The 21,212-nt window shown below is 67.4% G+C and carries 22 protein-coding genes; 12 read left to right on the top strand and 10 right to left on the bottom strand.

The window, feature by feature from the left end:
• Positions 1–92: 92 nt before the first annotated feature.
• Positions 93–842 (bottom strand): hypothetical protein, encoded by a 750-nt coding sequence (locus WFK61_RS11285; protein ID WP_336811652.1) that lies wholly within the window; start codon positions 840–842, stop codon positions 93–95.
• A gap of 128 nt (positions 843–970) precedes the next feature.
• Here WFK61_RS11285 and WFK61_RS11280 point away from each other — a divergent pair, with 128 nt between their 5' ends.
• Entirely contained in the window at positions 971–1,606 is a 636-nt protein-coding gene (locus tag WFK61_RS11280) for a glutathione S-transferase family protein (RefSeq protein ID WP_336811651.1), read from the top strand.
• Positions 1,607–1,768: 162 nt separating this feature from the next.
• Positions 1,769–3,007, top strand: coding sequence for a multidrug effflux MFS transporter (locus WFK61_RS11275; protein WP_336811649.1), 1,239 nt, complete (start codon positions 1,769–1,771; stop codon positions 3,005–3,007).
• Between the two features lie 140 nt (positions 3,008–3,147).
• Here the strand turns inward: WFK61_RS11275 and WFK61_RS11270 are convergent, their stop codons facing one another.
• Complete coding sequence (locus WFK61_RS11270) at positions 3,148–3,357, bottom strand: cold-shock protein (RefSeq protein WP_061971665.1); 210 nt, start codon at positions 3,355–3,357, stop codon at positions 3,148–3,150.
• 215 nt (positions 3,358–3,572) lie between these two features.
• Between WFK61_RS11270 and WFK61_RS11265 the strand changes: the two genes are divergently transcribed.
• The gene (locus tag WFK61_RS11265) at positions 3,573–4,259 is read left to right on the top strand and encodes a fumarylacetoacetate hydrolase family protein (protein WP_336811646.1); all 687 of its coding nucleotides are present in this window, start codon (positions 3,573–3,575) and stop codon (positions 4,257–4,259) included.
• A 28-nt stretch (positions 4,260–4,287) separates the two neighbouring features.
• Positions 4,288–5,217 (top strand): dihydrodipicolinate synthase family protein, encoded by a 930-nt coding sequence (locus tag WFK61_RS11260; RefSeq protein ID WP_336811644.1) that lies wholly within the window; start codon positions 4,288–4,290, stop codon positions 5,215–5,217.
• 123 nt (positions 5,218–5,340) lie between these two features.
• Here WFK61_RS11260 and WFK61_RS11255 read toward each other — a convergent pair whose 3' ends face one another.
• The gene (locus WFK61_RS11255) at positions 5,341–5,820 is read right to left on the bottom strand and encodes a copper chaperone PCu(A)C (RefSeq protein ID WP_336811643.1); all 480 of its coding nucleotides are present in this window, start codon (positions 5,818–5,820) and stop codon (positions 5,341–5,343) included.
• Between the two features lie 108 nt (positions 5,821–5,928).
• Positions 5,929–6,306 (bottom strand): hypothetical protein, encoded by a 378-nt coding sequence (locus tag WFK61_RS11250; protein WP_336811641.1) that lies wholly within the window; start codon positions 6,304–6,306, stop codon positions 5,929–5,931.
• Positions 6,307–6,718: 412 nt separating this feature from the next.
• On the opposite strand from WFK61_RS11250, the gene WFK61_RS11245 reads away from it, so the two are divergent.
• The 5 genes from WFK61_RS11245 to WFK61_RS11225 are packed head-to-tail and all read left to right on the top strand — an operon-like array spanning position 6,719 to position 9,772.
• The gene (locus WFK61_RS11245) at positions 6,719–6,967 is read left to right on the top strand and encodes a hypothetical protein (RefSeq protein ID WP_336811639.1); all 249 of its coding nucleotides are present in this window, start codon (positions 6,719–6,721) and stop codon (positions 6,965–6,967) included.
• Between the two features lie 7 nt (positions 6,968–6,974).
• The gene (locus WFK61_RS11240) at positions 6,975–7,148 is read left to right on the top strand and encodes a hypothetical protein (RefSeq protein WP_336811638.1); all 174 of its coding nucleotides are present in this window, start codon (positions 6,975–6,977) and stop codon (positions 7,146–7,148) included.
• Positions 7,149–7,155: 7 nt separating this feature from the next.
• Positions 7,156–8,274 (top strand): methionine ABC transporter ATP-binding protein, encoded by a 1,119-nt coding sequence (locus WFK61_RS11235; RefSeq protein WP_336811637.1) that lies wholly within the window; start codon positions 7,156–7,158, stop codon positions 8,272–8,274.
• Positions 8,264–8,929, top strand: a complete 666-nt coding sequence (locus tag WFK61_RS11230) for a methionine ABC transporter permease (RefSeq protein WP_336811635.1) — start codon at positions 8,264–8,266, stop codon at positions 8,927–8,929. The genes WFK61_RS11235 and WFK61_RS11230 overlap by 11 nt, the downstream gene beginning before the upstream one ends.
• A gap of 42 nt (positions 8,930–8,971) precedes the next feature.
• Positions 8,972–9,772 carry a MetQ/NlpA family ABC transporter substrate-binding protein gene (locus WFK61_RS11225; protein WP_336811634.1) on the top strand — a complete coding sequence of 267 codons (801 nt, stop codon included), beginning with the start codon at positions 8,972–8,974 and terminating at the stop codon, positions 9,770–9,772.
• Positions 9,773–9,859: 87 nt separating this feature from the next.
• Here WFK61_RS11225 and WFK61_RS11220 read toward each other — a convergent pair whose 3' ends face one another.
• On the bottom strand, positions 9,860–12,061 hold the full coding sequence (locus WFK61_RS11220; protein ID WP_336811633.1) for an esterase-like activity of phytase family protein: 2,202 nt from the start codon (positions 12,059–12,061) through the stop codon (positions 9,860–9,862).
• Positions 12,062–12,132: 71 nt separating this feature from the next.
• Entirely contained in the window at positions 12,133–12,558 is a 426-nt protein-coding gene (locus tag WFK61_RS11215) for a hypothetical protein (RefSeq protein WP_336811632.1), read from the bottom strand.
• A 129-nt stretch (positions 12,559–12,687) separates the two neighbouring features.
• Between WFK61_RS11215 and WFK61_RS11210 the strand changes: the two genes are divergently transcribed.
• Positions 12,688–13,503 carry a helix-turn-helix domain-containing protein gene (locus WFK61_RS11210; protein ID WP_336811631.1) on the top strand — a complete coding sequence of 272 codons (816 nt, stop codon included), beginning with the start codon at positions 12,688–12,690 and terminating at the stop codon, positions 13,501–13,503.
• Positions 13,504–13,582: 79 nt separating this feature from the next.
• Complete coding sequence (locus WFK61_RS11205) at positions 13,583–13,774, top strand: CsbD family protein (protein WP_336811630.1); 192 nt, start codon at positions 13,583–13,585, stop codon at positions 13,772–13,774.
• A gap of 210 nt (positions 13,775–13,984) precedes the next feature.
• On the opposite strand, the gene dnaJ is transcribed toward WFK61_RS11205, so the two are convergent.
• Both dnaJ and dnaK read right to left on the bottom strand, forming a co-directional pair.
• Entirely contained in the window at positions 13,985–15,121 is a 1,137-nt protein-coding gene (gene dnaJ, locus WFK61_RS11200) for a molecular chaperone DnaJ (protein WP_336811629.1), read from the bottom strand.
• A gap of 134 nt (positions 15,122–15,255) precedes the next feature.
• Positions 15,256–17,169 (bottom strand): molecular chaperone DnaK, encoded by a 1,914-nt coding sequence (gene dnaK, locus WFK61_RS11195; protein WP_336811628.1) that lies wholly within the window; start codon positions 17,167–17,169, stop codon positions 15,256–15,258.
• A 332-nt stretch (positions 17,170–17,501) separates the two neighbouring features.
• On the opposite strand from dnaK, the gene WFK61_RS11190 reads away from it, so the two are divergent.
• A complete protein-coding gene (locus WFK61_RS11190) occupies positions 17,502–18,362 on the top strand; it encodes a hypothetical protein (protein ID WP_336811626.1) in 861 nt (286 codons plus the stop codon).
• A gap of 177 nt (positions 18,363–18,539) precedes the next feature.
• Here WFK61_RS11190 and WFK61_RS11185 read toward each other — a convergent pair whose 3' ends face one another.
• Together WFK61_RS11185 and thiC are read right to left on the bottom strand one after the other, a co-directional pair.
• On the bottom strand, positions 18,540–19,280 hold the full coding sequence (locus WFK61_RS11185) for a hydroxyethylthiazole kinase (protein WP_336811625.1): 741 nt from the start codon (positions 19,278–19,280) through the stop codon (positions 18,540–18,542).
• Positions 19,277–21,154 carry a phosphomethylpyrimidine synthase ThiC gene (thiC, locus tag WFK61_RS11180; RefSeq protein WP_336811624.1) on the bottom strand — a complete coding sequence of 626 codons (1,878 nt, stop codon included), beginning with the start codon at positions 21,152–21,154 and terminating at the stop codon, positions 19,277–19,279. Before thiC ends, WFK61_RS11185 begins: the two co-directional genes overlap by 4 nt.
• Between the last annotated feature and the right edge of the window lie 58 nt (positions 21,155–21,212).

Raw genomic sequence — 21,212 nt, 5'->3', positions numbered from 1 at the left:
GGGTTCCGGGTTCGCGCCTGCGGCGCGCCCCGGAATGACAACGGGTGCTGCCCATGGCAATTGCGAGCGAGCGTCCGACCGGAGTCCGGCCCCTATTTCATCGCGACGACGATCAGCATGAAGGCCAGCATCAGCAGGAGCAGGCGGAAGCTCCAGTTGATCCGACGCAACTCATCGGCGGTGCTTTCCTCCCAGTCTTCCTCCGCCTGATGGACGGGAGGCGGCGCGGAAGCGGGCGCCGGAGCGGTCTCGATGGCCACCGGAAGCGGGCGTGGCCGCCATTCGATGGTCTCGATGAAGCCGCGCGCGGGCTGGGTCGAGTGCCCGTCGGCATCCAGGCCGAGATACCAGTCGAGCGGCCCATCCTGCGCACGCCCGCGATCCTCCTCGCGGATCCAGAGGCTGGTCGTGGCACTGAGCGAGACCTCCTGCGCCAGCCCGGAGAGCAGATCGGCTTTCAGCGCCTCGAACACGGCCGGAGCCAGGAACGCCTCGGCGAAAGGCAAGGTCTCGCCATCCTCGTCGCGATAGCCGAGCATCAGGAGAAGGCGCGGCTGCTCGCCGGCCTGCGACAGCGGGCGCAGGGTCAGGCCGATCGTTCCGGCCTCGCCCTCGAAGCCGGCGCGGCGCAGGCCGCCATCGACGACCGCCGCCTCGGCGAGGAAGCGCCGGCATTCCTCGAGCCGGCCATCGCGGCTCTCGAAGCCGCCGACGAAGCGCAGGCCGGAGGCGGACAGCCGGAAACGCCGGCTCGCGTCCTGCACGTAACGGGTCGACAGTCCCTCGATCGACAGCCGCCCGTCGCTGACGGAAACGCTGCGCGCCACGCGTGATTCGTCCATATCCTCGTCCTGTTTCGCCGCGACGATAGCAGCTTGGACCGCGCGCGTCAGGCAAGCAGGCTCCTGACAGTCTGACGCCGATGCCGCACGATAAGGGCATCCTCGGCCGATCAAGGAGGCAAAAGACGATGGCAGACGAACTCGTGCTCTACACCAACCCGATGTCGCGCGGGCGCATCGCGCGCTGGATGATGGAGGAGATCGGCCAGCCCTACCGGGCCGAGATCGTCGGCTTCGGCGAGCCGATGAAAGGCGCCGCCTACAAGGCGATCAACCCGATGGGCAAGGTGCCGGCGCTGCTCCATGGCGATACCGTCATCACCGAATGCGCCGCGATCTGCGCCTATATGGCCGATGCCTTTCCGCAGGCCGGGCTCGCGCCCGAGCCCGGCAGCCGGCTGCGCGGCCCGTATTATCGCTGGATGTTCTTCGCCGCCGGCCCGGTCGAGGCCGCCGTCAGCCACAAGGCCTTCGGCATGGAGGTGCCGGCCGACCGGGCGCGCTCCATCGGCTACGGCACCTATGCCGATGCGATGGATACGCTCGAATATGCCGTGACCCGCGACAAATACCTCGCTGGCGACCGGTTCAGTGCCGCCGATATCTATGTCGGCTCGCAGCTCCTGTGGGGGATGCAGTTCGGCACGATCGAGAAGCGGCCGGCCTTCGAGGCCTATGGCGCCCGCATCTCCGCGCGACCGGCGGCCAGGCGCGCCGTCGAGATCGACGATGCGCTGATGGCCGCGATGCAGAAGCAGGGCTAGATTCGCCTGCAAAGCGCCGGGAAACGCGCCCCGCGCATGGCCCATGGCCAGCTGGACCGGTTGCCGCGCGCGACCGGCAGGGCTAATCCTGCAGGCAGAATCTTGCCCGCCGCTGTCGCATGACCGCAGCCGCCGGGTCTCGCCAGCCAGTTCGCGATCGCCATGAACGACATGTCCGCCATTGCTCGGCCGCGCCACGGCATGGGCTTCTACCCCTTCGTGGGCCTGAGCGCCGCGCTGATGGCGACGAATGCGCTCGCCATCGATTCGATGCTGCCGGCCCTGCCGCAGATGGCCGAGGCGCTCGGTATTGCCGAGGCCAACCAACGGCAATGGATCATCACCGCCTATCTGCTCGGCTTCGGCGTCTCGCAGATCTTCTACGGCACGATCTCGGACCGTTACGGCCGTCGCCCTGTGCTGCTCGCGGGCCTTGCGATCTATGTCGTCGCCAGCATCGCCGCCGCCTTCGCCGGCTCGTTCGAGGCGATGATGGCGGCCCGCGTGCTGCAGGGCGTCGGCGCGGCCGCGACCCGCGTGCTCGTCGTCTCGATCGTGCGCGACTGCTATTCCGGCCGCGAGATGGCGCGCGTCATGTCGCTGGCCATGATCGTCTTCCTGGCTGTGCCGATCCTGGCGCCCTCGATCGGCCAGGCGATCCTCTGGGTCGCGCCCTGGCGCTGGATCTTCGGCGTGCTGACCAGCTTCGGCGCCATCGTGATGATCTGGGTGCTGGTGAAGCTGCCGGAAACCCAGCATCCGGAGGACCGCAAGCCGATCGAGCCGGCGAGCGTGCTCGCCTCCTTCCGGACGACGCTGACCAGCCGCATCGGCGTCGGCTACATGCTGGCCATGGCCTTCGTGCTCGGCGGGCTGTTCGGCTTCATCAACTCGGCGCAGCAGGTCTTCGTCGACGTCTTCCATGCGCCGGAGCTGTTCACCACGATCTTCGCGCTGATCGCGATGTTCATGGCGGCGTCCTCGCTGCTGAACTCGCGCATCGTCGGCAAGCTCGGCATGCGCCGCGTCTCGCATGGCGCCTTGCTAGGCTATATCGCGCTCACGAGCCTCCATGCGCTGGTGGCGCTGGCCGGCCATGAATCGCTCTGGACCTTCGCCATCCTGCAGGGCGCGGCCATGTTCTGCTTCGGGCTAATCGGCCCCAATTTCGGGGCGATGGCGATGGAGCCGCTCGGCCATGTCGCCGGCACGGCCTCTTCGGTGCAGGGTTTCGTGACGACGGTGATCGGCGCGCTGCTCGGCTTCTATATCGGCCAGCATTTCAACGGCACAGTCGTGCCGCTGACGCTCGGCTTCGCGCTCTGCGGCATCGCGGCGCTGGTCGTCGTGCTGATCGTGGAGAGAGGCCGGCTGTTCCATCCGGCGCCGGGCCGGTCCTGAGAGGGATCGCCCTCCCTCGCCGCCGCCTGCGGCGACGGGCATGCCTCGAACCCGCGCCGGTCCGACCTGGACCGGGCGCGATCCGCCCTAGGCTCGGGACAGGCGCCGCCATCGCCTTCCCGTAGAACGCATAAGAACGCTCAGGTCGTCTGCAGGTTTACCGCCGAGTTCTTGCCGGTCTTGCGATCCGGCTCGAGATCGTAGCTGACCTTCTGCCCCTCGTTCAGGCCGCGCAGGCCAGCCCGCGTCACGGCGCTGACATGGACGAAGACGTCATTGCCGCCGCCATCAGGGGTGATGAAGCCGTAACCCTTGGTCTCATTGAACCATTTCACGGTTCCCGTACTCACATGCCGTTCCTTCCATAGGCTCGCCGGTTCCCCCGGCGGGGTACTGTAAGGAGCAAATCGTCTCACTTGCAACGACGCGCCGCACAACCCGTGCCGCGCCTGCGAAAAGCGTGCCGCAATGCCTCCCGCGCAGGCCCGCCGCCGCCGCAAGCCGCTTGCGGTCCCGGCGCCGCTCGCCCATGAACGGCGCAAGGCTAGATCGAGGGAGCAGCAGAATGAGCAATTATGTGATCGACCCGCCGGCCGTGACGGCCGTTCCGGTCGCAGGCGGCGGCTCCTTCCCGGTCAGGCGCATCTTCTGTGTCGGCCGCAACTATGCCGAACATGCCCGCGAGATGGGCCATGATCCCGATCGCGAGGACCCGTTCTTCTTCACCAAGCCCGCCGATGCGCTGGTGATCAACGGCGCCGACATGCCTTATCCCACCAAGACCAGCGACCTCCATCACGAGATGGAACTCGTCGTCGCGATCGGCACCGGCGGCAAGGACATCCCGGAATCCGAAGCGCTGACCCATGTCTATGGCTATGCCGCCGGGCTCGACATGACCCGCCGCGACCTGCAGGCCGCCGCCAAGAAGGCGGGCCGGCCCTGGGACATGGCCAAGGGCTTCGACCTCTCCGGCCCGATCGGCGAGATCGTGCCGGCGAGCCATGCCGGCCATCCCTCCGCCGGCAAGATCGAGCTCACCGTCAACGGCGTCGTGCGCCAGACATCCGACCTCGCCAAGCAGATCTGGAATGTCGAGGAGACGATCGCCTATCTCTCCGGCCTCGTCGAGCTGAAGCCGGGCGACCTGATCTTCACGGGCACGCCGGAAGGCGTCGCCGCCGTGAACAAGGGCGACGTGCTCGAAGGCGTGATCGCCGGCGTCGGCACCGTCCGCACCCGCATCGCCTGATCCGACTGCCGAGAACAAGGACCGCATCATGCGCCTCACCCCCGACGCTTCCGGCGTCTTCCCGATCGCTCCGACCCCGTTCAACCCGGATGGCAGCATCGACTGGGCCTCGGCCGACCGGCTGTTCCAGTTCTACCACGACATCGGCTCGGACGGCGTCACCGTGCTCGGCATCATGGGCGAGGCGCCCAAGCTCGAGCCCGAGGAATCGGTCGAGCTGGTCAAGCGCTGCGTCGCCCGGATGGGCGGCAAGCCGATCATCGTCGGCGTCTCGGCGCCCGGCTTCGCCGCGATGCGCTCGCTCGCCCGGCAGGTAATGGATCTCGGCGCCGGCGGCGTCATGATCGCCCCGCCGCCGAGCCTGCGCACCGACGACCAGATCACCGGCTACTACGCGCAGGCCGTCGAGGCGATCGGCGCCGACATCCCCTTCGTCATCCAGGATTATCCGCTGACGCTCTCGGTCGTGATGACGCCGGCGGTGATCCGCAAGATCGTCATGGACAACCCGTCCTGCGTGATGCTGAAGCACGAGGACTGGCCGGGCCTCGAGAAGATCTCGACGCTGCGCAAGTTCCAGAAGGAAGGTTCGCTGCGCCCGATCTCGATCGTGACCGGCAATGGCGGCCTCTTCCTCGATTTCGAGATGGAGCGCGGCGCCGACGGCGCCAATACCGGCTATGCCTTCCCCGAGCTGCTGATCGACGTGGTCCGCCTGCAGAAGGCCGGCAAGCGCGACGAAGCCCATGACATCTTCGACGCGCATCTGCCATTGATGCGCTACGAGCAGCAGCAGGGTGTGGGCCTCGCCGTGCGCAAGTACACGATGATGAAGCGCGGCATCCTCAGCCATGACGCCCAGCGCAAGCCGGGTTCGACCCTCAGCGCCGCGGCCAAGGCCGAGGTCGATTACCTGCTGGCGCGCATCGCCAAGCACGATCCGCGCGCGAAGATCTGAGGAGCCACGACCGTCATGCTCGCCCTTGTGGCGAGCATCCATGTCTTGAACTCCGCCTTCGGCGAGTGGAGACGTGGATGGTCGGGACAAGCCCGACCATGACGGCAGAGGGCCACTTGAGGCTCAATGCCCCTTGTGCTCGCCTGCGGCGCCCTTGGCGGCGATCGAGTCGACCTTGAACTCGACATCGACGGTGCCGGCCTTTTCGAAGGTCAGCGTGCCCTTCATCGAGTCGCCCTGCTTCAGCGGCTGCTTCAGCTCCATGAACATGATGTGGTAGCCGCCGGGCTTGAACTCGACCTTGGCGCCGGCCGGTACCTCCACGCCCTTGTCGAGCGGGCGCATGGTCATGATGCCATCCTTCACCGCCATCTCGTGGATTTCGGAGCGAGCCGCGAAGGGTACGGAGACCGAAACCAGCCGGTCGGCGGCCGGGCCGGTGTTCTCAATCGAGAGATAGCCGCCGCCGACCTTGGCGCCGGCCGGCGTGGCGCGCGACCACGGATGGCCGATCTTGAGCGGGCCGGCCTTGAAGTCATGGGCCGAGGCGATGCCAGCCGAGAGCAGGAGCGTCGCGGCGGCGAGCGCGTATGAAAGCTTCATGATGGATATCCCGAACGGATCAGGCCGCTGACGCAGGCCTCGTGAAAGATTGCCGTCGCTCCCTCAGAGCGGACAGGCTGGAATATGAGCAGATGGGCAGGCGGTGCTTCAGGCCAGCGGCGGCGCGCGCGACTGCGCCAGCCCGGCCGCGAAACGATGCGGCAAACCCTCGGCCAAGGGCGCGGGCGCAGGCAGGCGCGTGGCGAGCCGCCGCGGCACCGGCGCGACATCGATCGGCGGCCCTGCGAGAACCGGATTGAGCGGGCAGCCCTTGCAATGGGTGAGATCGCCGAGCGGAACCGGCTGGCCCTCGTCCGGAGCCGGCGCACCCGAGCAGAGCACGACGCCGTCAGAACCGCCGAACGCCGCCATCGCGGGAGCCGGCGCGAGCGCCAGGGCCAGCACGCAGAGCGCATAGGCCGTCGCCAGCCAGACACCGAGCCCGGAGCGGCGAAGACGGTTGAGAAGGGCGGCGCGAGCCTGCATGGCCGCAAATGGCGCCGCTTCCGCGGCTTCGTCAAGCCGCGCATTGCCGCATCCCTGGCGGAACGCCGGGAGCATCCGGAGAATATTCTTCTCCACTGGATCGTTTCTTCAAAAGAACGATCCGATTGACAAAGAGGACGATCTCCATCAGATTGCAGGTGTTTCCAGAGCAATCGGGGAGCCGCGGAGATTTGAGCAGCAGCTTGCGCCGCGTCACCAAACGCTAAAGCGCCACGACTGGGTCGTGGGCTCCAGATCGAGGAGACTGACATGACCATTGCGAAAACGAGCCGAAGCCAAACCCGCTTCCGCCGCATGCCCTGCCGCTGTCGACGCTGAGATCGCAAGGCCGAAAGGCCCTTCCAATCCGTTCGTTCCGACACATGCCGCATCGGCGGCAGAAGGCAGACCCATGTCCCAGCTTCATTCCCTGCCCGCCCGGGCCCGCCCGGCGCAGCAAGCCTATGTCATCGAGCTCGGCGAGGCCCAGATCGGGCTCGTGAGCCGCCGCGCCGACGAGCGCGACTTCACCTTCGTCTCGGCTTCCGCCGCCTTCCGGGCGCTCGACGGCCAGCGTTTCGCGACGCCCGGCGCCGCCGAGACCGCCGCGCGCCGCCTGTCCCGCTCGCAGCGGGGCGCGCCGCTGCTGCTGGCTTCGTGAGGCGGCGATGCAGCTTCTCTCCACCTTCTGGAACGGCCTCGCTTCCTGGTTCGCTCAGGCCGTCCCCGCCACCTTCGACCCGCTCGACGCCGCGACCGCGGACGACCAGCGCCGCTCGGTCCATGACGTGACCATCGAGCAGCTCGGCATCGCCCACTGGTCCTGCCACACGCATTTCTGAGGACATGATGAACGCCCCCGTCAGACCCGGCACGCTCGGTGCCGGCGCGACCTCTGTTTCCTTGCCTTTGGCATTGCCCGAGCCGGCCATCCGCTTCGAGCGGGTCGGCAAGACCTATCCGGGCCGCCGTGGACAGCAGCCGGTCGCCGCGCTCGCCGGCATCGATCTCGACGTGCCCGCCGGCACCATCCTCGGCGTGATCGGCCGCTCAGGCGCCGGCAAGTCGACGCTGATCCGCCTCGTCAACGGGCTGGAGCGCGCCACCGAAGGGCGCATCCTGATCGAAGACACCGACGTCACGGGGCTCACCGAATCCGGCTGGCGCCAGCAGCGCCGGCGGATCGGCATGATCTTCCAGCATTTCAACCTGCTCTCGTCGCGCACGGTCTTCGACAATGTCGCGCTGCCGCTGGAGATCGCGGGTGCAAGCAAGGCCGAGATCGCCGCGAAGGTGGAGCGCCTGCTCGCGCTGGTCGGCCTCTCCGACAAGAGCGCGCGCTATCCGGCCGAGCTCTCGGGCGGGCAGAAGCAGCGCGTCGGCATTGCCCGGGCGCTCGCCACCGATCCGAAGGTGCTGCTCTGCGACGAGGCGACCTCGGCGCTCGACCCCGAGACGACGCGCTCGATCCTGGCTCTCCTCAAGCAGGTCAATCGCGAGCTCGGCATCACCATCCTGCTGATCACTCACGAGATTCCCGTCATCAAGGAGATCTGCGACCGGGTCGCGGTGATCGAGGGCGGGCGCATCGTCGAGCAGGGCGAGACCTTCGCGGTCTTCACCAACCCGCAGCACCCGACCACGGCAAGCTTCGTCGAGACGGTGACCGGCGTCGAACTGCCCGAACATCTCGCCCACCGCATCCGCAAGGATGCGCGTCCCGGCGACAATATCGTGCTGCGCATCACCTTCCTCGGCGAGAACGCGACGGCGCCGGTGATCAGCCGGCTCAGCGCCATCGTCGGCGTCGACGTCAACATCCTGGCCGGGCGGATCGACGCCATCGCCGGCCAACCCTTCGGCAGCCTGCTCGTCTCGGTGCCTTCGCGCGCGCCGGAGAGCGACGCCGTGCTCGGCGCCCTGAAGAGCCTCGGGCTCAAGGCGGAGGTGATCGGCCATGTCTCCTGAAATCATCCGCCTGATCGCGCAGTCGACGCTGGATACGCTGGCCATGGTCGCGGTCGCGGCCGGGCTCGGCACGCTGTTCGGCCTGCCGCTCGGCGTCTTCCTCGCCACCAGCAAGCGCGGCGAACTCTTCGCGGCGCCGGCCGCCAACCTGTTCCTGGGTACGCTGGTCAATGCCACGCGCTCGACGCCCTTCATCATCCTCGTCGTCGCGATCATCCCGTTCACGCGCCTGATCGCCGGCACCTCGATCGGCACCGGTGCCGCGATCGTGCCGCTCACCGTCGCGGCGACGCCGTTCATCGCCCGCCTGATCGAGGGCGCGGTGCGCGAGGTCGATCAGGGGCTCGTCGAGGCCGCGCGCGCCATGGGCGCCACGCCCGTCCAGATCGTGCGCAAGGTGCTGGTGCCCGAGGCCCTGCCGGCGATCGTGCTCGGCCTGACGCTGGCGCTGGTCAGCCTGATCGGCTTCTCGGCCATGGTCGGCGCAGTCGGCGGCGGCGGGCTCGGCGATCTCGGCATCCGCTACGGCTACCAGCGCTTCATGCCGGACGTGATGGCGGCGGTCGTCGCCGTGCTCATCGTCCTCGTCCAGCTCGTCCAGAGCATCGGCGACCGGCTCGCCCGCCATCTCAACAAGCGTCTGCGCCACGCCTGACGCTGCCCCGTTCATCCGCATCCGACTGAAGGAAACGACATCATGACGACCCTCATCAACCGCCGCGCCGCGCTGCTCGCCGGCTTCGCTCTCACCCTCGCCGCCGTCCCGGCGCTTGCCCAGCAGAAACAGGTGGTCCGCATCGGCGTCTCGCCCGGCCCGCATGCCGAGATCCTGGAGAAGGTGAAGCCCTTGCTCGCCAAGAAGGGCATCGACCTCAAGATAATTGAGTTCTCCGACTATGTCGTGCCGAACCAGGCGCTCGATGCCGGCGAGCTGGAGGCCAATTCCTTCCAGAACCAGCCCTATCTCGACAACCAGGTGAAGGATCGCGGCTTCAAGATCGAGAGCGTCGGCCTGACCGTGAACTTCCCGCTCGGCATCTATTCGGCCAAGTACAAGGACTGGTCGCAGGTGCCGGATGGCTCCACCGTCGCGATCCAGAACGACCCGACCAATGGCGGCCGCTCGCTCTTGCTGCTGCAGGACAAGGGCGTGATCAAGCTGAAGGACGGCGTCGGCTTCAAGCCCAGCCCGGCCGATATCGTCGGCAATCCGAAGAAGCTGAAGATCATCGAGATCGAGGCCGCGCAGACCCCGCGCTCGCTGGCCGATGTCGCGGCCGCCGCAATCAACACCAACTATGCCGTCGATGCCAAGATCGACCCGGCCTCGGCGATCCTGCGCGAGGACGCCAAGGGTCCCTATGTCAACCTGATCGCCGTGCGCAGCGTCGACAAGGACAAGCCCTGGGTCAAGACGCTGGTCGAAAGCTACCACACGCCCGAGATCAAGGCCTTCGTCGCCGAGCGCTTCAAGGGCGCCGTCCTCGCCGGCTGGTAACCGCTCCTCCCACCTGGCTCTCCAGTCAACATAGCCAGGCGCCTTGCCCCGGATGCGGATCGCATCCGGGGCTTTTCTTTTGCCCGATCAGCGCGGCAGCGGGCCAAAGGCGAAGAACTGGGTCTCGCCGGAGGAATCGTCGACGCCGTCATTATCGGTGACGACGAAGAGATTGCCGGCCTTGTCGACCGTCATGCCCTCGACCTTGTCGAGGCCGTAGCCGCCGGCCTTCATCAGGTCGGGCGTCAGATCGCGCAGCAGGGTCTTGGTCACGGTCGGGATCTCCGCCGCCCCGATCGCCGCCGGCTTCAGGCCCTTCACCGAGAAGGTCTGCAGCGTCTTCACCGCCTTGGCGCCGAAGCCGTTGTCGCGCTCGATCACGGCGAAGCGGTCGTCGCCCAACGCGACAAGCTCCGACAGGCCCATCCAGAAGCCAGCAGCCGGCTGCGACAGCGGATAGTGCAGCACGCCCCATTCCTTGGTCGCCGGCTTGTAGGAGAGGATCTTGGCCTTGCCCTTGGGGTCGTCCTTCCACTCGCGCTGGACGGCGAGCCAGACGGTCTCGTCCGCGCCGGTGCCGGTCACCGCCACGCCCTCGAAGCCGAAGCGAACCGCGTGCTTCGCCAGCGCTTCCGGCAGGCGAATCTCCTCCTCGACCTCGCCCTTGGCGGAGACGCGCAGCAGGATGTCGTCGAGTACCGCGTCCTTCTTCTCGGGATTGCCCTCGGAGGCCAGCCAGAAGCCGCCGCCCTCGCGGGTCGCGATGCCCTCGAGATCGTAGGAGGCCGGCTTGCCGTCCTTGGTCACGGTGAGCGCGCCCGTGATCTTGGCGGGCTTCTGCGTCGCATCGATCTCAAGGAGGCGCGAGGGCGTATAGGCGCTGTCGGTGATCGCGAAGAGCTTGCCGGGTGCCGTGCGATCAGCCGCGAGGCCCGAGAGCGCCCCCCAGCCGATCGGCAGGCCGTTCTCGTCGGCGGACTGGATCGTCGGATAGGCGGCGGCCTGCTCGGCGCGGCGATAGATCATCACGGCCGAACGCGCGCCGCCCTTTTCGCCGACATCGGTCTCGGAGGCCGAGACGAAGAGATCGCGCTGCGGGATGGCGAGCAGACCTTCCGGGCCGATGCCGGTCGGCAGGGCCTGCAGGAAGCGCGGCGCCTGGCCTGCGCCCTCGTCCCTGTAGACCAGCACCAGCGAGGCGCGCTCCAGCCCGACGAAGATCAGGCGGTCTTGGCCATAGGTCGCGACCTCGATGCCCTCGGGCTCGCTGCCCTTCGCGGCCGAGCGCCGCTCGGGATAATGGCCGAGGCGCATGGCGATATGGTCGACAGCGGAGCCGGAGTCGAACTCGACCGTTCCGTCCTTGCGGAAGATCGTGAAGCCGCGCGAGCCGCCCTTCCAGTCGCCCTCGTTGGCGGTGACGAAGCGGTCATTGTCGAGCCAGCGCACTGCGTCGGGCTCGCGGGCGACGCCCTTCAGCTCCTCGGTCGGGCTGATCTTGCCGTCGCGGGTCTTGTCGATGTTCTTGAGGTCAACCGAGCCGGCGGAGAAATGCGTCAGGAGCTTGCCGGTCTTCGAATCGACGATGGCGAGGTGGTTGTTCTCCTGCAGCGTCACCACGACGAGCCCGTCCTGGTTGACGTCGACGAATTCCGGCTCCGGATCGGTCGGCTCGACGGCGGCGATGCCGGTGAGATCGACGACCTGGCGGGTGGCGCAGTCGATGGCGCCGTCCTTGATGCCGATCAGGGTGAGATTGCCGGCGGGGAGCTGCGGCAGGGCGCCCTTGTTGAGTTTCTCGTCGCGCTCGTTCTCGATGGCGATGACGATCTTGCCCTTGTCCTTGGTCAGCGTGACCGAGTCCGGCTGGCCGCCGAGATCGCACTTTGCGACGACCTGCTTGGTCTTGAGGTCGACGGTGGCGAGATGGCCGGCCGGTTCCTTGAAATTGTCGCCGGAAGTGACGACGGCGACGAAGGCCTTGTCGCCGAGGATGGTGACCGAGGTGGATTCGCCTTCAAGCGCCACGAAGCCGGCGGGCCTGGGATTGGCGGGGTCGGCGATGTCGATGATCCCCAGCGCCTTCTGCTCGGCATCGGTATAGGCGAGCAGCGTGCCGTCGCCATTGGCCGCGATGATCTCGGAGACCGTCTTCTTGGCGGGATCGCGATCGGCCGGCAGGTTCTGCGGCACGGAGAAGGTGGCGATCCGGTTGAAGAGCGGCTCGGCCATGGCCGTGCCGCTGAGCAGGACAGCGGCGAGAGCCGCGAGGACGAGAGGCTGGCGCATGGGATCTCACCGCTGACGGGGGACAGAAGTCCGTCGGCTAGTCAGCCCATGCGACAGTCAGATGACGGTTTTCACCGAAGGGCGGCAGCGTCGCCGGAAGGCAGGGCCGTGCCCGAGCGCTTGAAGCCGATCACTTCCAGTTCGGTCACGATCGCAACCGCAGCCGCCTGGGCCAGAACGAAGGCGATGCCGAGCCCGGTCGGCGCGAACCAGCCCATCAGCAGGATCGCGATGCTGTCGGCGATCCAGAGCAGGTTGATGCCGATCACGGCATAGACCGCGAGGCGCGGCAGGGTCCTGCGGCCCGCGAACCAGCCGAGCAACGCCGCGCAAGGCAGCAGCACGAGCCCGGCGCCGCGGAGGAACTCCGCGGGCAGGCCGAGCGGGGCGGCGAGCGGTCCGGCGGCAGCGGCAAGCATCAGGCCCATGCCGGCACAGGCCGCGGCATCGAGGGCCAGCGCATTCCGCAGCAGGGGCGAGGACTGGATGAGCGACATGGCATTCTCCTTGGCGGTTCTGGGCCTCAAGCCCGTTTCGATGAGGAGAATGCTGACGAAACCGCGTCGGCCCGTCGATTAAGCGGGAGGTAATTGGAACCGCCCGCCGGGATCGCTAGCTTCTCCGCCATGAACACACATCAGCCTCCCCCGATCGGCGCGCTGCTGCGCGACTGGCGCCAGCTCCGCCGCTTCAGCCAGCTCGATCTCGCGCTCGAAGCCGAGATCTCCCAGAAGCATCTGAGCTTCATCGAAAGCGGCCGCTCGCGCCCCAGCCGCGAGATGGTCCTGCTGCTCGCCGAGCATCTCGGCGTGCCGCTGCGCGAGCGCAACGCGCTGCTGCTGGCGGCCGGCTATGCGCCGATCTATCCGGAACGCTCGCTGGAGGACCCGTCGCTCGACGCCGCCCGCAGCGCGATCGACCTCATCCTCAAGGGGCACGAGCCCTATCCGGCCGTCGCCGTCGACCGGCACTGGACGCTGCTGGCCTATAACAACGCGGTGACGCGGTTGCTCGGCCTCGTCGCGGATGCGGAGCTGCTGAAGCCCCCCGTCAATGTGCTGCGCCTGTCATTGCATCCGCAGGGGCTCGCGCCCTTCATCCTCAATCTCGCGGAATGGCGCGCCCATCTCCTGGCCAGATTGCGCCAGCAGGTCCGGGCGACGGCGGACGCGCGCCTCGGCGAATTGCTGGGCGAGCTGATGAGCTATGCCCATCCGGGCGCGGGCACGCGCCACGAAGCCGAGGCGGAAGCGGCCATCGTCGTGCCCATGCAGTTGAAGCTCGGCGAGACCGTGCTGTCGCTGATCTCGACAACGACGGTGTTCGGCACGCCCGTCGACGTCACCTTGTCGGAACTGGCGCTGGAGACCTTCTTCCCGGCCGATGCGGCGACGGGCGAGGCCTTGCGGGCGCTCGCCGCGCAGGCGGGCGACGCGGCCTGAGGCCGGGAACCTTTCCGCGCAGCGCCGGTTCTTTCAGCGGAAAACGGCTGGGGGCCGCTCCTTCAGGAAAGACACCGCGATGGGCAGCACGACCGACAAGATCAAGGGCATGGCCAACGAGGCCGCCGGCAACATCAAGCAGGCCGCCGGCAAGGCGATGAACAAGCCGGAATGGGAGGCCGAGGGCAAGGCGCAGGAGCTGAAGGGCGAGGCCCAGCAGGCGCTCGGCAAGGGCAAGGACGCGGTCAAGAAGGCCGTCGATAAGGTCTGAGGCTAGTCTCCATCGAAATGGAAAGGGCCGCCCATCGGGCGGCCCTTTTCTGATTCGAAATCCGAAACCACGGTGTGATCCCGGACGCAGCGAAGCGGAGATCCGGGATCCATTCCGGAGCGCTTCCGACAAAGGTTCAGGCATGGATCCCGGACCTCCCTCCGGTCGCCCGGGATGACCCGCGCGTGTTGGGAGGCTTGCACCAAGGCCTCAGGCCGTGCCGCCGAAGCCGCCGAGGAAATCCTTGACTCGGCCGAAGAAACCGGCCGTCTCCGGGTGGTTGTTGTGCGAGCTTTCGCGCTCGAACTCCTCCAGCAATTCGCGCTGGCGCGTCGTCAGCTTCTGCGGCGTCTCGACCACGACCTGGATGTAGAGGTCCCCGACCTCGCGGGAGCGCAGAACGCTCATGCCCTTGGCCTTCAGGCGGAACTGCTTGCCGGTCTGGGTGCCTTCCGGGATTTTCACCCGTGCCTGCTCGCCGGACAGCGTCGGCACTTCGATCTCGCCGCCGAGCGCGGCCGAGACCAACCCGATCGGCACGCGGCAGAACAGGTCGGCGCCGTCACGCTGGAAGATCGCGTGCGGCTTGATCGAGAGGAAGATGTAGAGATCGCCGGCAGGCCCGCCGCGCAGGCCCGCTTCACCCTCGCCGGCGAGACGGATGCGCGTGCCGTCCTCGACACCGGCCGGGATGTTCACGGAGAGCGTGCGCTCGCGCGTGACGCGGCCGGCGCCCTGGCAGTTCTTGCAGGGGTCGTCGATGACCTCGCCGCGGCCCGAGCAGGTCGGGCAGGTGCGTTCGACCGAGAAGAAGCCCTGATTGGCGCGGACGCGGCCATGGCCGCCGCAGGTCGGGCACTGGCGCGATTTCGAGCCGGGCTTGGCACCGGTGCCCGAGCAGGATTCGCAGGAGACCGAGGTCGGCACCCGGATCGACTCGTTCTTGCCGGTGAAGGCCTCTTCCAGCCCGATTTCGAGATTGTAGCGCAGGTCGGCGCCACGCTCGCGGCCATTGGCGCCGCGCGCGCCGCCGCGCCGGGCATCGCCGAAGAAGGAATCGAAGATATCCGACATGAAGTCGGAGAAATCGGCATTGCCGCCGGGGCCACCGCCGCCGCCATTCTCGAAGGCCTGATGGCCGAAGCGGTCATAGGCCGAGCGCTTCTGGCCGTCCGAGAGGACCTGATAGGCCTCGTTGATTTCCTTGAACTTGATCTCGGCTTCCTTGCTGCCGGGATTCTTGTCCGGATGGTGCTGCATCGCGAGCTTGCGGAACGAGGTCTTGAGTTCGACCTCCGTCACGGTCCGGCTGACGCCGAGGATCTCGTAGTAATCGCGCTTCGACATCGAAATGTCTGTCCCCGCAGCTTTGACGCGGCATGGCCGGGCAGCGAGCCCGGCCATCCGAACAGCCTGCAATTCCCGGACGCGGTGGCCGGGTCGAGCCCGGCCAAAACGTCGCTTGCGTTACGAGCGCGCGATCACGCGCTCTTCTTCTTGTCGTCCGAGACGTCCTTGAAGTCGGCGTCGATGACGTCGTCCTTCTTGGCTTCCTCGGGCTCACCGCCCTCAGGGGCCGCGCCCTCGGCCTGGCTCGCCGCATACATCGCCTCGCCCAGCTTCATCGAAGCCTGCATCAGCTCGTTGGTGCGGGCCTGGATGGCCTCGGCATCGTCGCCGGTCAGCGCGGTCTTGAGCGCCTCGACGGCGGTCTCGATCGCGCCCTTGTCGGCCTCGGAGACCTTGTCGCCATAGTCCTTCAGCGACTTCTCGGTCGAGTGCACGAGGCTCTCGCCCTGGTTCTTGGCCTCGACCACCTCGCGGCGCTTCTTGTCCTCGGCGGCGTTCGCCTCGGCATCCTTCACCATCTTCTGGATATCGGCCTCGGAGAGACCGCCGGAAGCCTGGATCTTGATCTGCTGCTCCTTGTTGGTGGCCTTGTCCTTCGCCGTCACGGACACGATGCCGTTGGCGTCGATGTCGAAGGTCACCTCGATCTGCGGCATGCCGCGCGGGGCCGGCGGAATACCCATCAGGTCGAACTGGCCGAGCAGCTTGTTGTCGGCCGCCATCTCGCGCTCGCCCTGGAAGACCCGGATCGTCACCGCGTTCTGGTTGTCCTCGGCGGTGGAGAAGACCTGGCTCTTCTTGGTCGGGATCGTGGTGTTGCGGTCGATCAGGCGCGTGAACACGCCGCCCAGCGTCTCGATGCCGAGGGAAAGCGGGGTCACGTCGAGCAGCAGCACGTCCTTGACGTCGCCCTGGAGGACGCCGGCCTGGATCGCGGCGCCGATGGCGACGACCTCGTCAGGGTTCACGCCCTTGTGCGGCTCCTTGCCGAAGAACTGCTTCACGACCTCCTGCACCTTCGGCATGCGGGTCATGCCGCCGACGAGGACGACCTCGTCGATCTGGCCCGCCGACAAGCCGGCATCCTTGAGCGCCTTCTTGCAGGGCTCGATGGTGCGCTGGATCAGGTCGTCGACCAGGCTCTCGAACTTGGCGCGCGAGAGCTTGATGGCGAGGTGCTTCGGGCCCGAGGCATCCGCCGTGATGTAGGGCAGGTTGATCTCGGTCTGGGCCGCGCTCGACAGTTCGATCTTGGCCTTCTCGGCCGCTTCCTTCAGGCGCTGGAGCGCGAGCTTGTCCTTCTTCAGGTCGATGCCCTGCTCGCGCTTGAACTCGTCGGCGAGATACTCGACGAGGCGCATGTCGAAATCCTCGCCGCCGAGGAAGGTGTCGCCGTTGGTCGACTTCACCTCGAAGACGCCGTCGCCGATCTCGAGGATCGAGACGTCGAAGGTGCCGCCGCCGAGGTCATAGACCGCGATGGTGCCGGACGACTTCTTCTCGAGGCCATAGGCGAGCGCAGCCGCCGTCGGCTCGTTGATGATGCGCAGCACCTCGAGGCCGGCGATCTTGCCGGCATCCTTGGTGGCCTGACGCTGGGCGTCGTTGAAATAGGCGGGAACCGTGATGACGGCCTGGGTGACGGGCTGGCCGAGATAGGCCTCCGCCGTCTCCTTCATCTTGGTCAGCGTGAAGGCCGAGATCTGCGACGGCGAATAGTCCTTGCCGTCAGCGGCAACCCAGGCGTCGCCGTTCGAGGCCTTCGTGATCTTGTAGGGGACCAGCGAGAGGTCCTTCTGCGTCATCGGGTCCTCGAAGGTCCGGCCGATGAGACGCTTGATCGCGAAGAAGGTGCGCTCCGGGTTGGTGACGGCCTGGCGCTTCGCAGGCTGGCCGACCAGACGCTCGCCGTCATCCGTGATGGCGACGATGGAAGGCGTGGTGCGCGCGCCTTCCGAATTCTCGATGACCTTGGGCGTCGAGCCTTCCATCACTGCAACGCAGCTGTTGGTCGTGCCGAGGTCGATACCAATGACTTTACCCATGGATGGGATCCCTTTCGATTGAGCAGATCGCCGACCTGCGACGTTTGTGCGCCGCCTGCCGGCCCATGGACCGGATCGCCCCCGCTTCAGCGGCGAACGAAACCGGCATTCCACGTTTGACGGTGGTTAAACCGCCCCTTGGCGGCGTATATAGTGAGGGTGTTCCACCCCTTGCAAGACAGGCGAGCCGATTAAGAATCGGGAGTTCCGGCCGGACAGCCGCCGCGACACGCTTTCTGCCCGGGTGTGGCCTTCCCGTCCTTGCGTAACCCTGCCCGCGCCTGCATGCAGAAAGGCCGTTCCGGTTTCACTGGGCCGCCATGACACGACCGATGCGCCTCATCCTCGCCTCAGCGGCCCTCGCCGCCGCCGTGACGACCGCGCAAGCGCAGCCGCTGCAATTGCCGGGCGCCCAGCCCTTCAACGCGCCCGGAACCCAGCAGGCCGCTCCGACCCAGTCCGGCGCGCCCGCCGGGCCGAAGCCGCCGAGCATGCCCGCCATCAAGGTCGCCGGCGAGGACGCCATCCTCGGCAAGGCCCTGCACCGCCATGGCCATCATGGCGAAGCGGTGTTCTCGAAGACCGCGACGGGCTACGGCCTCAAGCTCAATCTCGACGGCTTCCAGAGCAGCAACCTCGTCGATCCCTGCGCCGTCTCCTTCGGCGACGTGCCGCTCCCGGTCACCGCGCTCGGGCGCCCGGCCGGCGTGCCCCGCTACAAGCTGGAAGCGCCGATCTGCCCGATCGTCTTCGACGTGCTCGACGGCGCCTTCCTCGTGGTCGAGCCGACCGAGCCCTGCATCGTGCAGGCCGCGCAATGCCGGATCGACCCGCGCGGGCTGTGGGGGCCGGACGCCCGCGCCGTCGCCGGGCAGGCCAAGGAGATCGAGAAGGCCCGCGGCAGCGCCGAACGCGCCGTGCGCGAGGGCTATCGCACGCTGACCGCCAAGTCGGACGCGGTCGAGCAGCGCGTGATCGCCCGCGAGCAGGCGGGGTTCTCGGCCGAGCGCGAGATGATCTGCCGGGATTTCCAGCGCGAGGGCCAGTTCGGCTTCTGCGGCGCCCGGATCACCGAGGCCCGGGCCGCCTCGCTGCGCGCCCGGCTCGGGCTCAATACCGAGCCGAAGCCCGCCGCCGCCAAGCCGAAGCCGCGTCCGAAGCCCGCGCCGCTGCCCCTCGCGCCAACGCAGTAGCGGAGCAGAGCACTGTCATAGAGCGCTGTCATCCCGTGCGCGCTGCGGCATGAAATGCCGCTGCGCAGACACGGGACCGCATGACGAGAATGCGCCTCTTCCTGCGCACGGTCCCGTGTCTGCGTCGCAGCACTGCGTGCTGCAACGCGCACGGGATGACAGCGGTGGTTGGTGGCCTCAGCCCATCCGCGCCGCGAGCGCAGCCTCGTCGAGCCCCGCGAGCGCATCGACCAGATGCATCGCGAAGCTGCCGGGCCCGGCAGCGCGCTCAGCCGCGATCTCGCCGGCGATGCCGTAGACGGTCAGCGCCGCCGCCGCCGCGATCACCGGATCGGGCTCGACCGCCCGGCAGGCCGCGACCAGCGCGCTCGATGCGCAGCCAAGCCCGGTCACCTTGCTCATCAATTCATGGCCATGCGCGATCGACAGGCTGCGATCCTCCGTCTCGATGCGGTCGACCGCGCCGGTGGTGACGCGCACGATATCGCGCCGGAGTGCGAAAAGCGGCTCCAGCGTCGCCATTTCCGTGGCGTTGCCGCGCACCAGCACGTCGAACAGCGCGAGCACGTCGCCGACCAGCCGCAGCCGCAAGGGCGAGAGCTCGACGAAGACCGGGTCGAGCACCAGCGGGATGCGGCGCTCCTGCGCGACGCCGACGAGCTTGGGAATGGCGCGCTCGCCTTCGAGGCCGAGCGTGCCGAGATTGATCAGGATCGCGCCCGCTCCCGCCGCGACGGCCTCGACCTCGTCGGGATGGCTGGCCATCGAGGGCACCGCGCCGATGGCCAGCAGCATGTTGGCGGTGACGTTCTGCGCCACCGTATTGGTCAGGCAATGGATGCGCGGGCGGCGCCTGGCCACCCGCGCAAGGATCGATGCGACGCTGGCCGCGTCAAGCTTTTCGCTGAAACCGCTCATTCAGCAGCAGGTAGATAGATACTCCCGCCCTTGTCGAGGAATTCCTTCGATTTTGCGGCCATGCCTTCCACGGCCATAGCCTCGAGGCTCGCGCGCTCGTTGTCGCTCATCGCCAGAACCTCGGCGCGCAGATCCTGCGTGATCTTCATCGAGCAGAATTTCGGGCCGCACATCGAGCAGAAATGCGCGACCTTGTGGGCGTCCTTCGGCAGGGTCTCGTCATGGAACTCCCGCGCCGTATCGGGGTCGAGCGCCAGGTTGAACTGGTCCTCCCAGCGGAAGTCGAAACGGGCGCGGGAGAGCGCATCGTCGCGGATCTTCGCGGCCGGGTGGCCCTTGGCGAGATCGGCGGCATGGGCGGCGATCCGGTAGGTGATGACGCCGGTCTTGACGTCGTCGCGGTTCGGCAGGCCGAGATGCTCCTTCGGCGTGACGTAGCAGAGCATGGCGCAGCCATACCAGCCGATCATCGCCGCGCCGATGCCAGAGGTGATGTGGTCGTAGCCCGGCGCGATGTCGGTGGTCAGCGGTCCGAGGGTGTAGAAGGGCGCCTCGCCGCATTCGCGCAGCTGCTTGTCCATGTTCTCCTTGATCTTGTGCATCGGCACATGGCCGGGGCCCTCGATCATTACCTGACAGCCTTTGTCCCAGGCGATGCTGGTGAGCTCCCCCAGCGTCTCCAGTTCGGCGAACTGGGCGCGGTCATTGGCGTCGGCGATCGAGCCCGGGCGCAGGCCGTCGCCGAGCGAGAACGAGACGTCGTAGCGGCGCATGATCTCGCAGATCTCGTCGAAGCGCTCGTAGAGGAAGCTCTCGCGGTGATGCGCCAGGCACCAGCGCGCCATGATCGAGCCGCCGCGCGAGACGATGCCGGTGACGCGGGATGCCGTGAGCGGGACATAGGGTAACCTGACGCCGGCATGGATGGTGAAATAGTCGACGCCCTGCTCGGCCTGCTCGATCAGCGTGTCCTTGAACACCTCCCAATCGAGCTTGATCGGATCGCCGCCGACCTTTTCCAGCGCCTGGTAGATCGGCACCGTGCCGATCGGGACCGGCGAGTTGCGCAGGATCCAGGAGCGGATGTTGTGGATGTTGCGGCCGGTGGAGAGATCCATCACCGTGTCCGCGCCCCAGCGGATCGCCCAGACCAGCTTCTCGACCTCCTCGGCCGCGCCGGAGGTGACGGCCGAATTGCCGATATTGGCGTTGATCTTGACCAGGAAATTGCGGCCGATCGCCATCGGCTCCAGCTCGGGATGGTTGATGTTCGCGGGGATGATGGCCCGGCCGCGCGCGATCTCCTCGCGGACGAATTCCGGCGTGACGAATTCCGGCACGTTGGCGCCGAAGCTCTCGCCATCGGCATGGCGCTCCCGTGCGCCTTCCAGCATGGCGGCGCGGCCGAGATTCTCGCGATGGGCGACATAGATCATCTCGGGCGTGACGATGCCGGCCTTGGCGAATTCGTACTGCGTCGTCAGCTGGCCGGGCTTCGCCTGCAGGATCGGGCGCTCGGCCGGGCAGGCCGGCACGAGCTGCTCGGCCGAGATGTTGCCGTTATCGGCGGCGGTGACGGCGCGCCCCGCGACCTGCTCGAAGCCGCGCGCGTCGAGCCAGGCGCGGCGCGGCTGGATGAGGCCGGCATTGAGATCGATCTTCGCATCGGTCTCGGTGAAGGGGCCGGAGGGGTCGTAAAGGCGCACCGGCGGCTCGGCATCGGTCGTCAGCACGACCTCGCGGAAAGGCACGCGCATCTCGGGATGCTCGGGCGCGGCGACATAAATCTTGCGCGAACCGATGATCGGCCCGGTCGTCACGCTTTGCGGCGCGGTCTTGACGCTATTCTTCTGGGGTTTGGTGTGGGCATTCATCAGGGGATCTCCTCCTTGGTACAGGTCAGGAGATCCGGCGTCGAAGCGGTTCAAGCGC

It is taken from the genome of Allobosea sp. MMO-172 (assembly GCF_037147855.1).
GTDB lineage: Bacteria > Pseudomonadota > Alphaproteobacteria > Rhizobiales > Beijerinckiaceae > Allobosea.
The sequence above is the reverse complement of the archived record's forward strand: the minus strand, read 5'-3'. Positions and strand labels throughout refer to the sequence as shown.

What these genes read in the sequence shown, in the direction of transcription:
- WFK61_RS11285 (WP_336811652.1), bottom strand. Translation starts at nt 842, where the DNA reads ATGGACGAATCACGCGTGGCGCGCAGCGTTTCCGTCAGCGACGGGCGG.
- WFK61_RS11280 (WP_336811651.1), top strand. Translation starts at nt 971, where the DNA reads ATGGCAGACGAACTCGTGCTCTACACCAACCCGATGTCGCGCGGGCGC.
- WFK61_RS11275 (WP_336811649.1), top strand. Translation starts at nt 1,769, where the DNA reads ATGAACGACATGTCCGCCATTGCTCGGCCGCGCCACGGCATGGGCTTC.
- WFK61_RS11265 (WP_336811646.1), top strand. Translation starts at nt 3,573, where the DNA reads ATGAGCAATTATGTGATCGACCCGCCGGCCGTGACGGCCGTTCCGGTC.
- WFK61_RS11260 (WP_336811644.1), top strand. Translation starts at nt 4,288, where the DNA reads ATGCGCCTCACCCCCGACGCTTCCGGCGTCTTCCCGATCGCTCCGACC.
- WFK61_RS11255 (WP_336811643.1), bottom strand. Translation starts at nt 5,820, where the DNA reads ATGAAGCTTTCATACGCGCTCGCCGCCGCGACGCTCCTGCTCTCGGCT.
- WFK61_RS11250 (WP_336811641.1), bottom strand. Translation starts at nt 6,306, where the DNA reads ATGCAGGCTCGCGCCGCCCTTCTCAACCGTCTTCGCCGCTCCGGGCTC.
- WFK61_RS11245 (WP_336811639.1), top strand. Translation starts at nt 6,719, where the DNA reads ATGTCCCAGCTTCATTCCCTGCCCGCCCGGGCCCGCCCGGCGCAGCAA.
- WFK61_RS11240 (WP_336811638.1), top strand. Translation starts at nt 6,975, where the DNA reads ATGCAGCTTCTCTCCACCTTCTGGAACGGCCTCGCTTCCTGGTTCGCT.
- WFK61_RS11235 (WP_336811637.1), top strand. Translation starts at nt 7,156, where the DNA reads ATGAACGCCCCCGTCAGACCCGGCACGCTCGGTGCCGGCGCGACCTCT.
- WFK61_RS11230 (WP_336811635.1), top strand. Translation starts at nt 8,264, where the DNA reads ATGTCTCCTGAAATCATCCGCCTGATCGCGCAGTCGACGCTGGATACG.
- WFK61_RS11225 (WP_336811634.1), top strand. Translation starts at nt 8,972, where the DNA reads ATGACGACCCTCATCAACCGCCGCGCCGCGCTGCTCGCCGGCTTCGCT.
- WFK61_RS11220 (WP_336811633.1), bottom strand. Translation starts at nt 12,061, where the DNA reads ATGCGCCAGCCTCTCGTCCTCGCGGCTCTCGCCGCTGTCCTGCTCAGC.
- WFK61_RS11215 (WP_336811632.1), bottom strand. Translation starts at nt 12,558, where the DNA reads ATGTCGCTCATCCAGTCCTCGCCCCTGCTGCGGAATGCGCTGGCCCTC.
- WFK61_RS11210 (WP_336811631.1), top strand. Translation starts at nt 12,688, where the DNA reads ATGAACACACATCAGCCTCCCCCGATCGGCGCGCTGCTGCGCGACTGG.
- WFK61_RS11205 (WP_336811630.1), top strand. Translation starts at nt 13,583, where the DNA reads ATGGGCAGCACGACCGACAAGATCAAGGGCATGGCCAACGAGGCCGCC.
- dnaJ (WP_336811629.1), bottom strand. Translation starts at nt 15,121, where the DNA reads ATGTCGAAGCGCGATTACTACGAGATCCTCGGCGTCAGCCGGACCGTG.
- dnaK (WP_336811628.1), bottom strand. Translation starts at nt 17,169, where the DNA reads ATGGGTAAAGTCATTGGTATCGACCTCGGCACGACCAACAGCTGCGTT.
- WFK61_RS11190 (WP_336811626.1), top strand. Translation starts at nt 17,502, where the DNA reads ATGCGCCTCATCCTCGCCTCAGCGGCCCTCGCCGCCGCCGTGACGACC.
- WFK61_RS11185 (WP_336811625.1), bottom strand. Translation starts at nt 19,280, where the DNA reads ATGAGCGGTTTCAGCGAAAAGCTTGACGCGGCCAGCGTCGCATCGATC.
- thiC (WP_336811624.1), bottom strand. Translation starts at nt 21,154, where the DNA reads ATGAATGCCCACACCAAACCCCAGAAGAATAGCGTCAAGACCGCGCCG.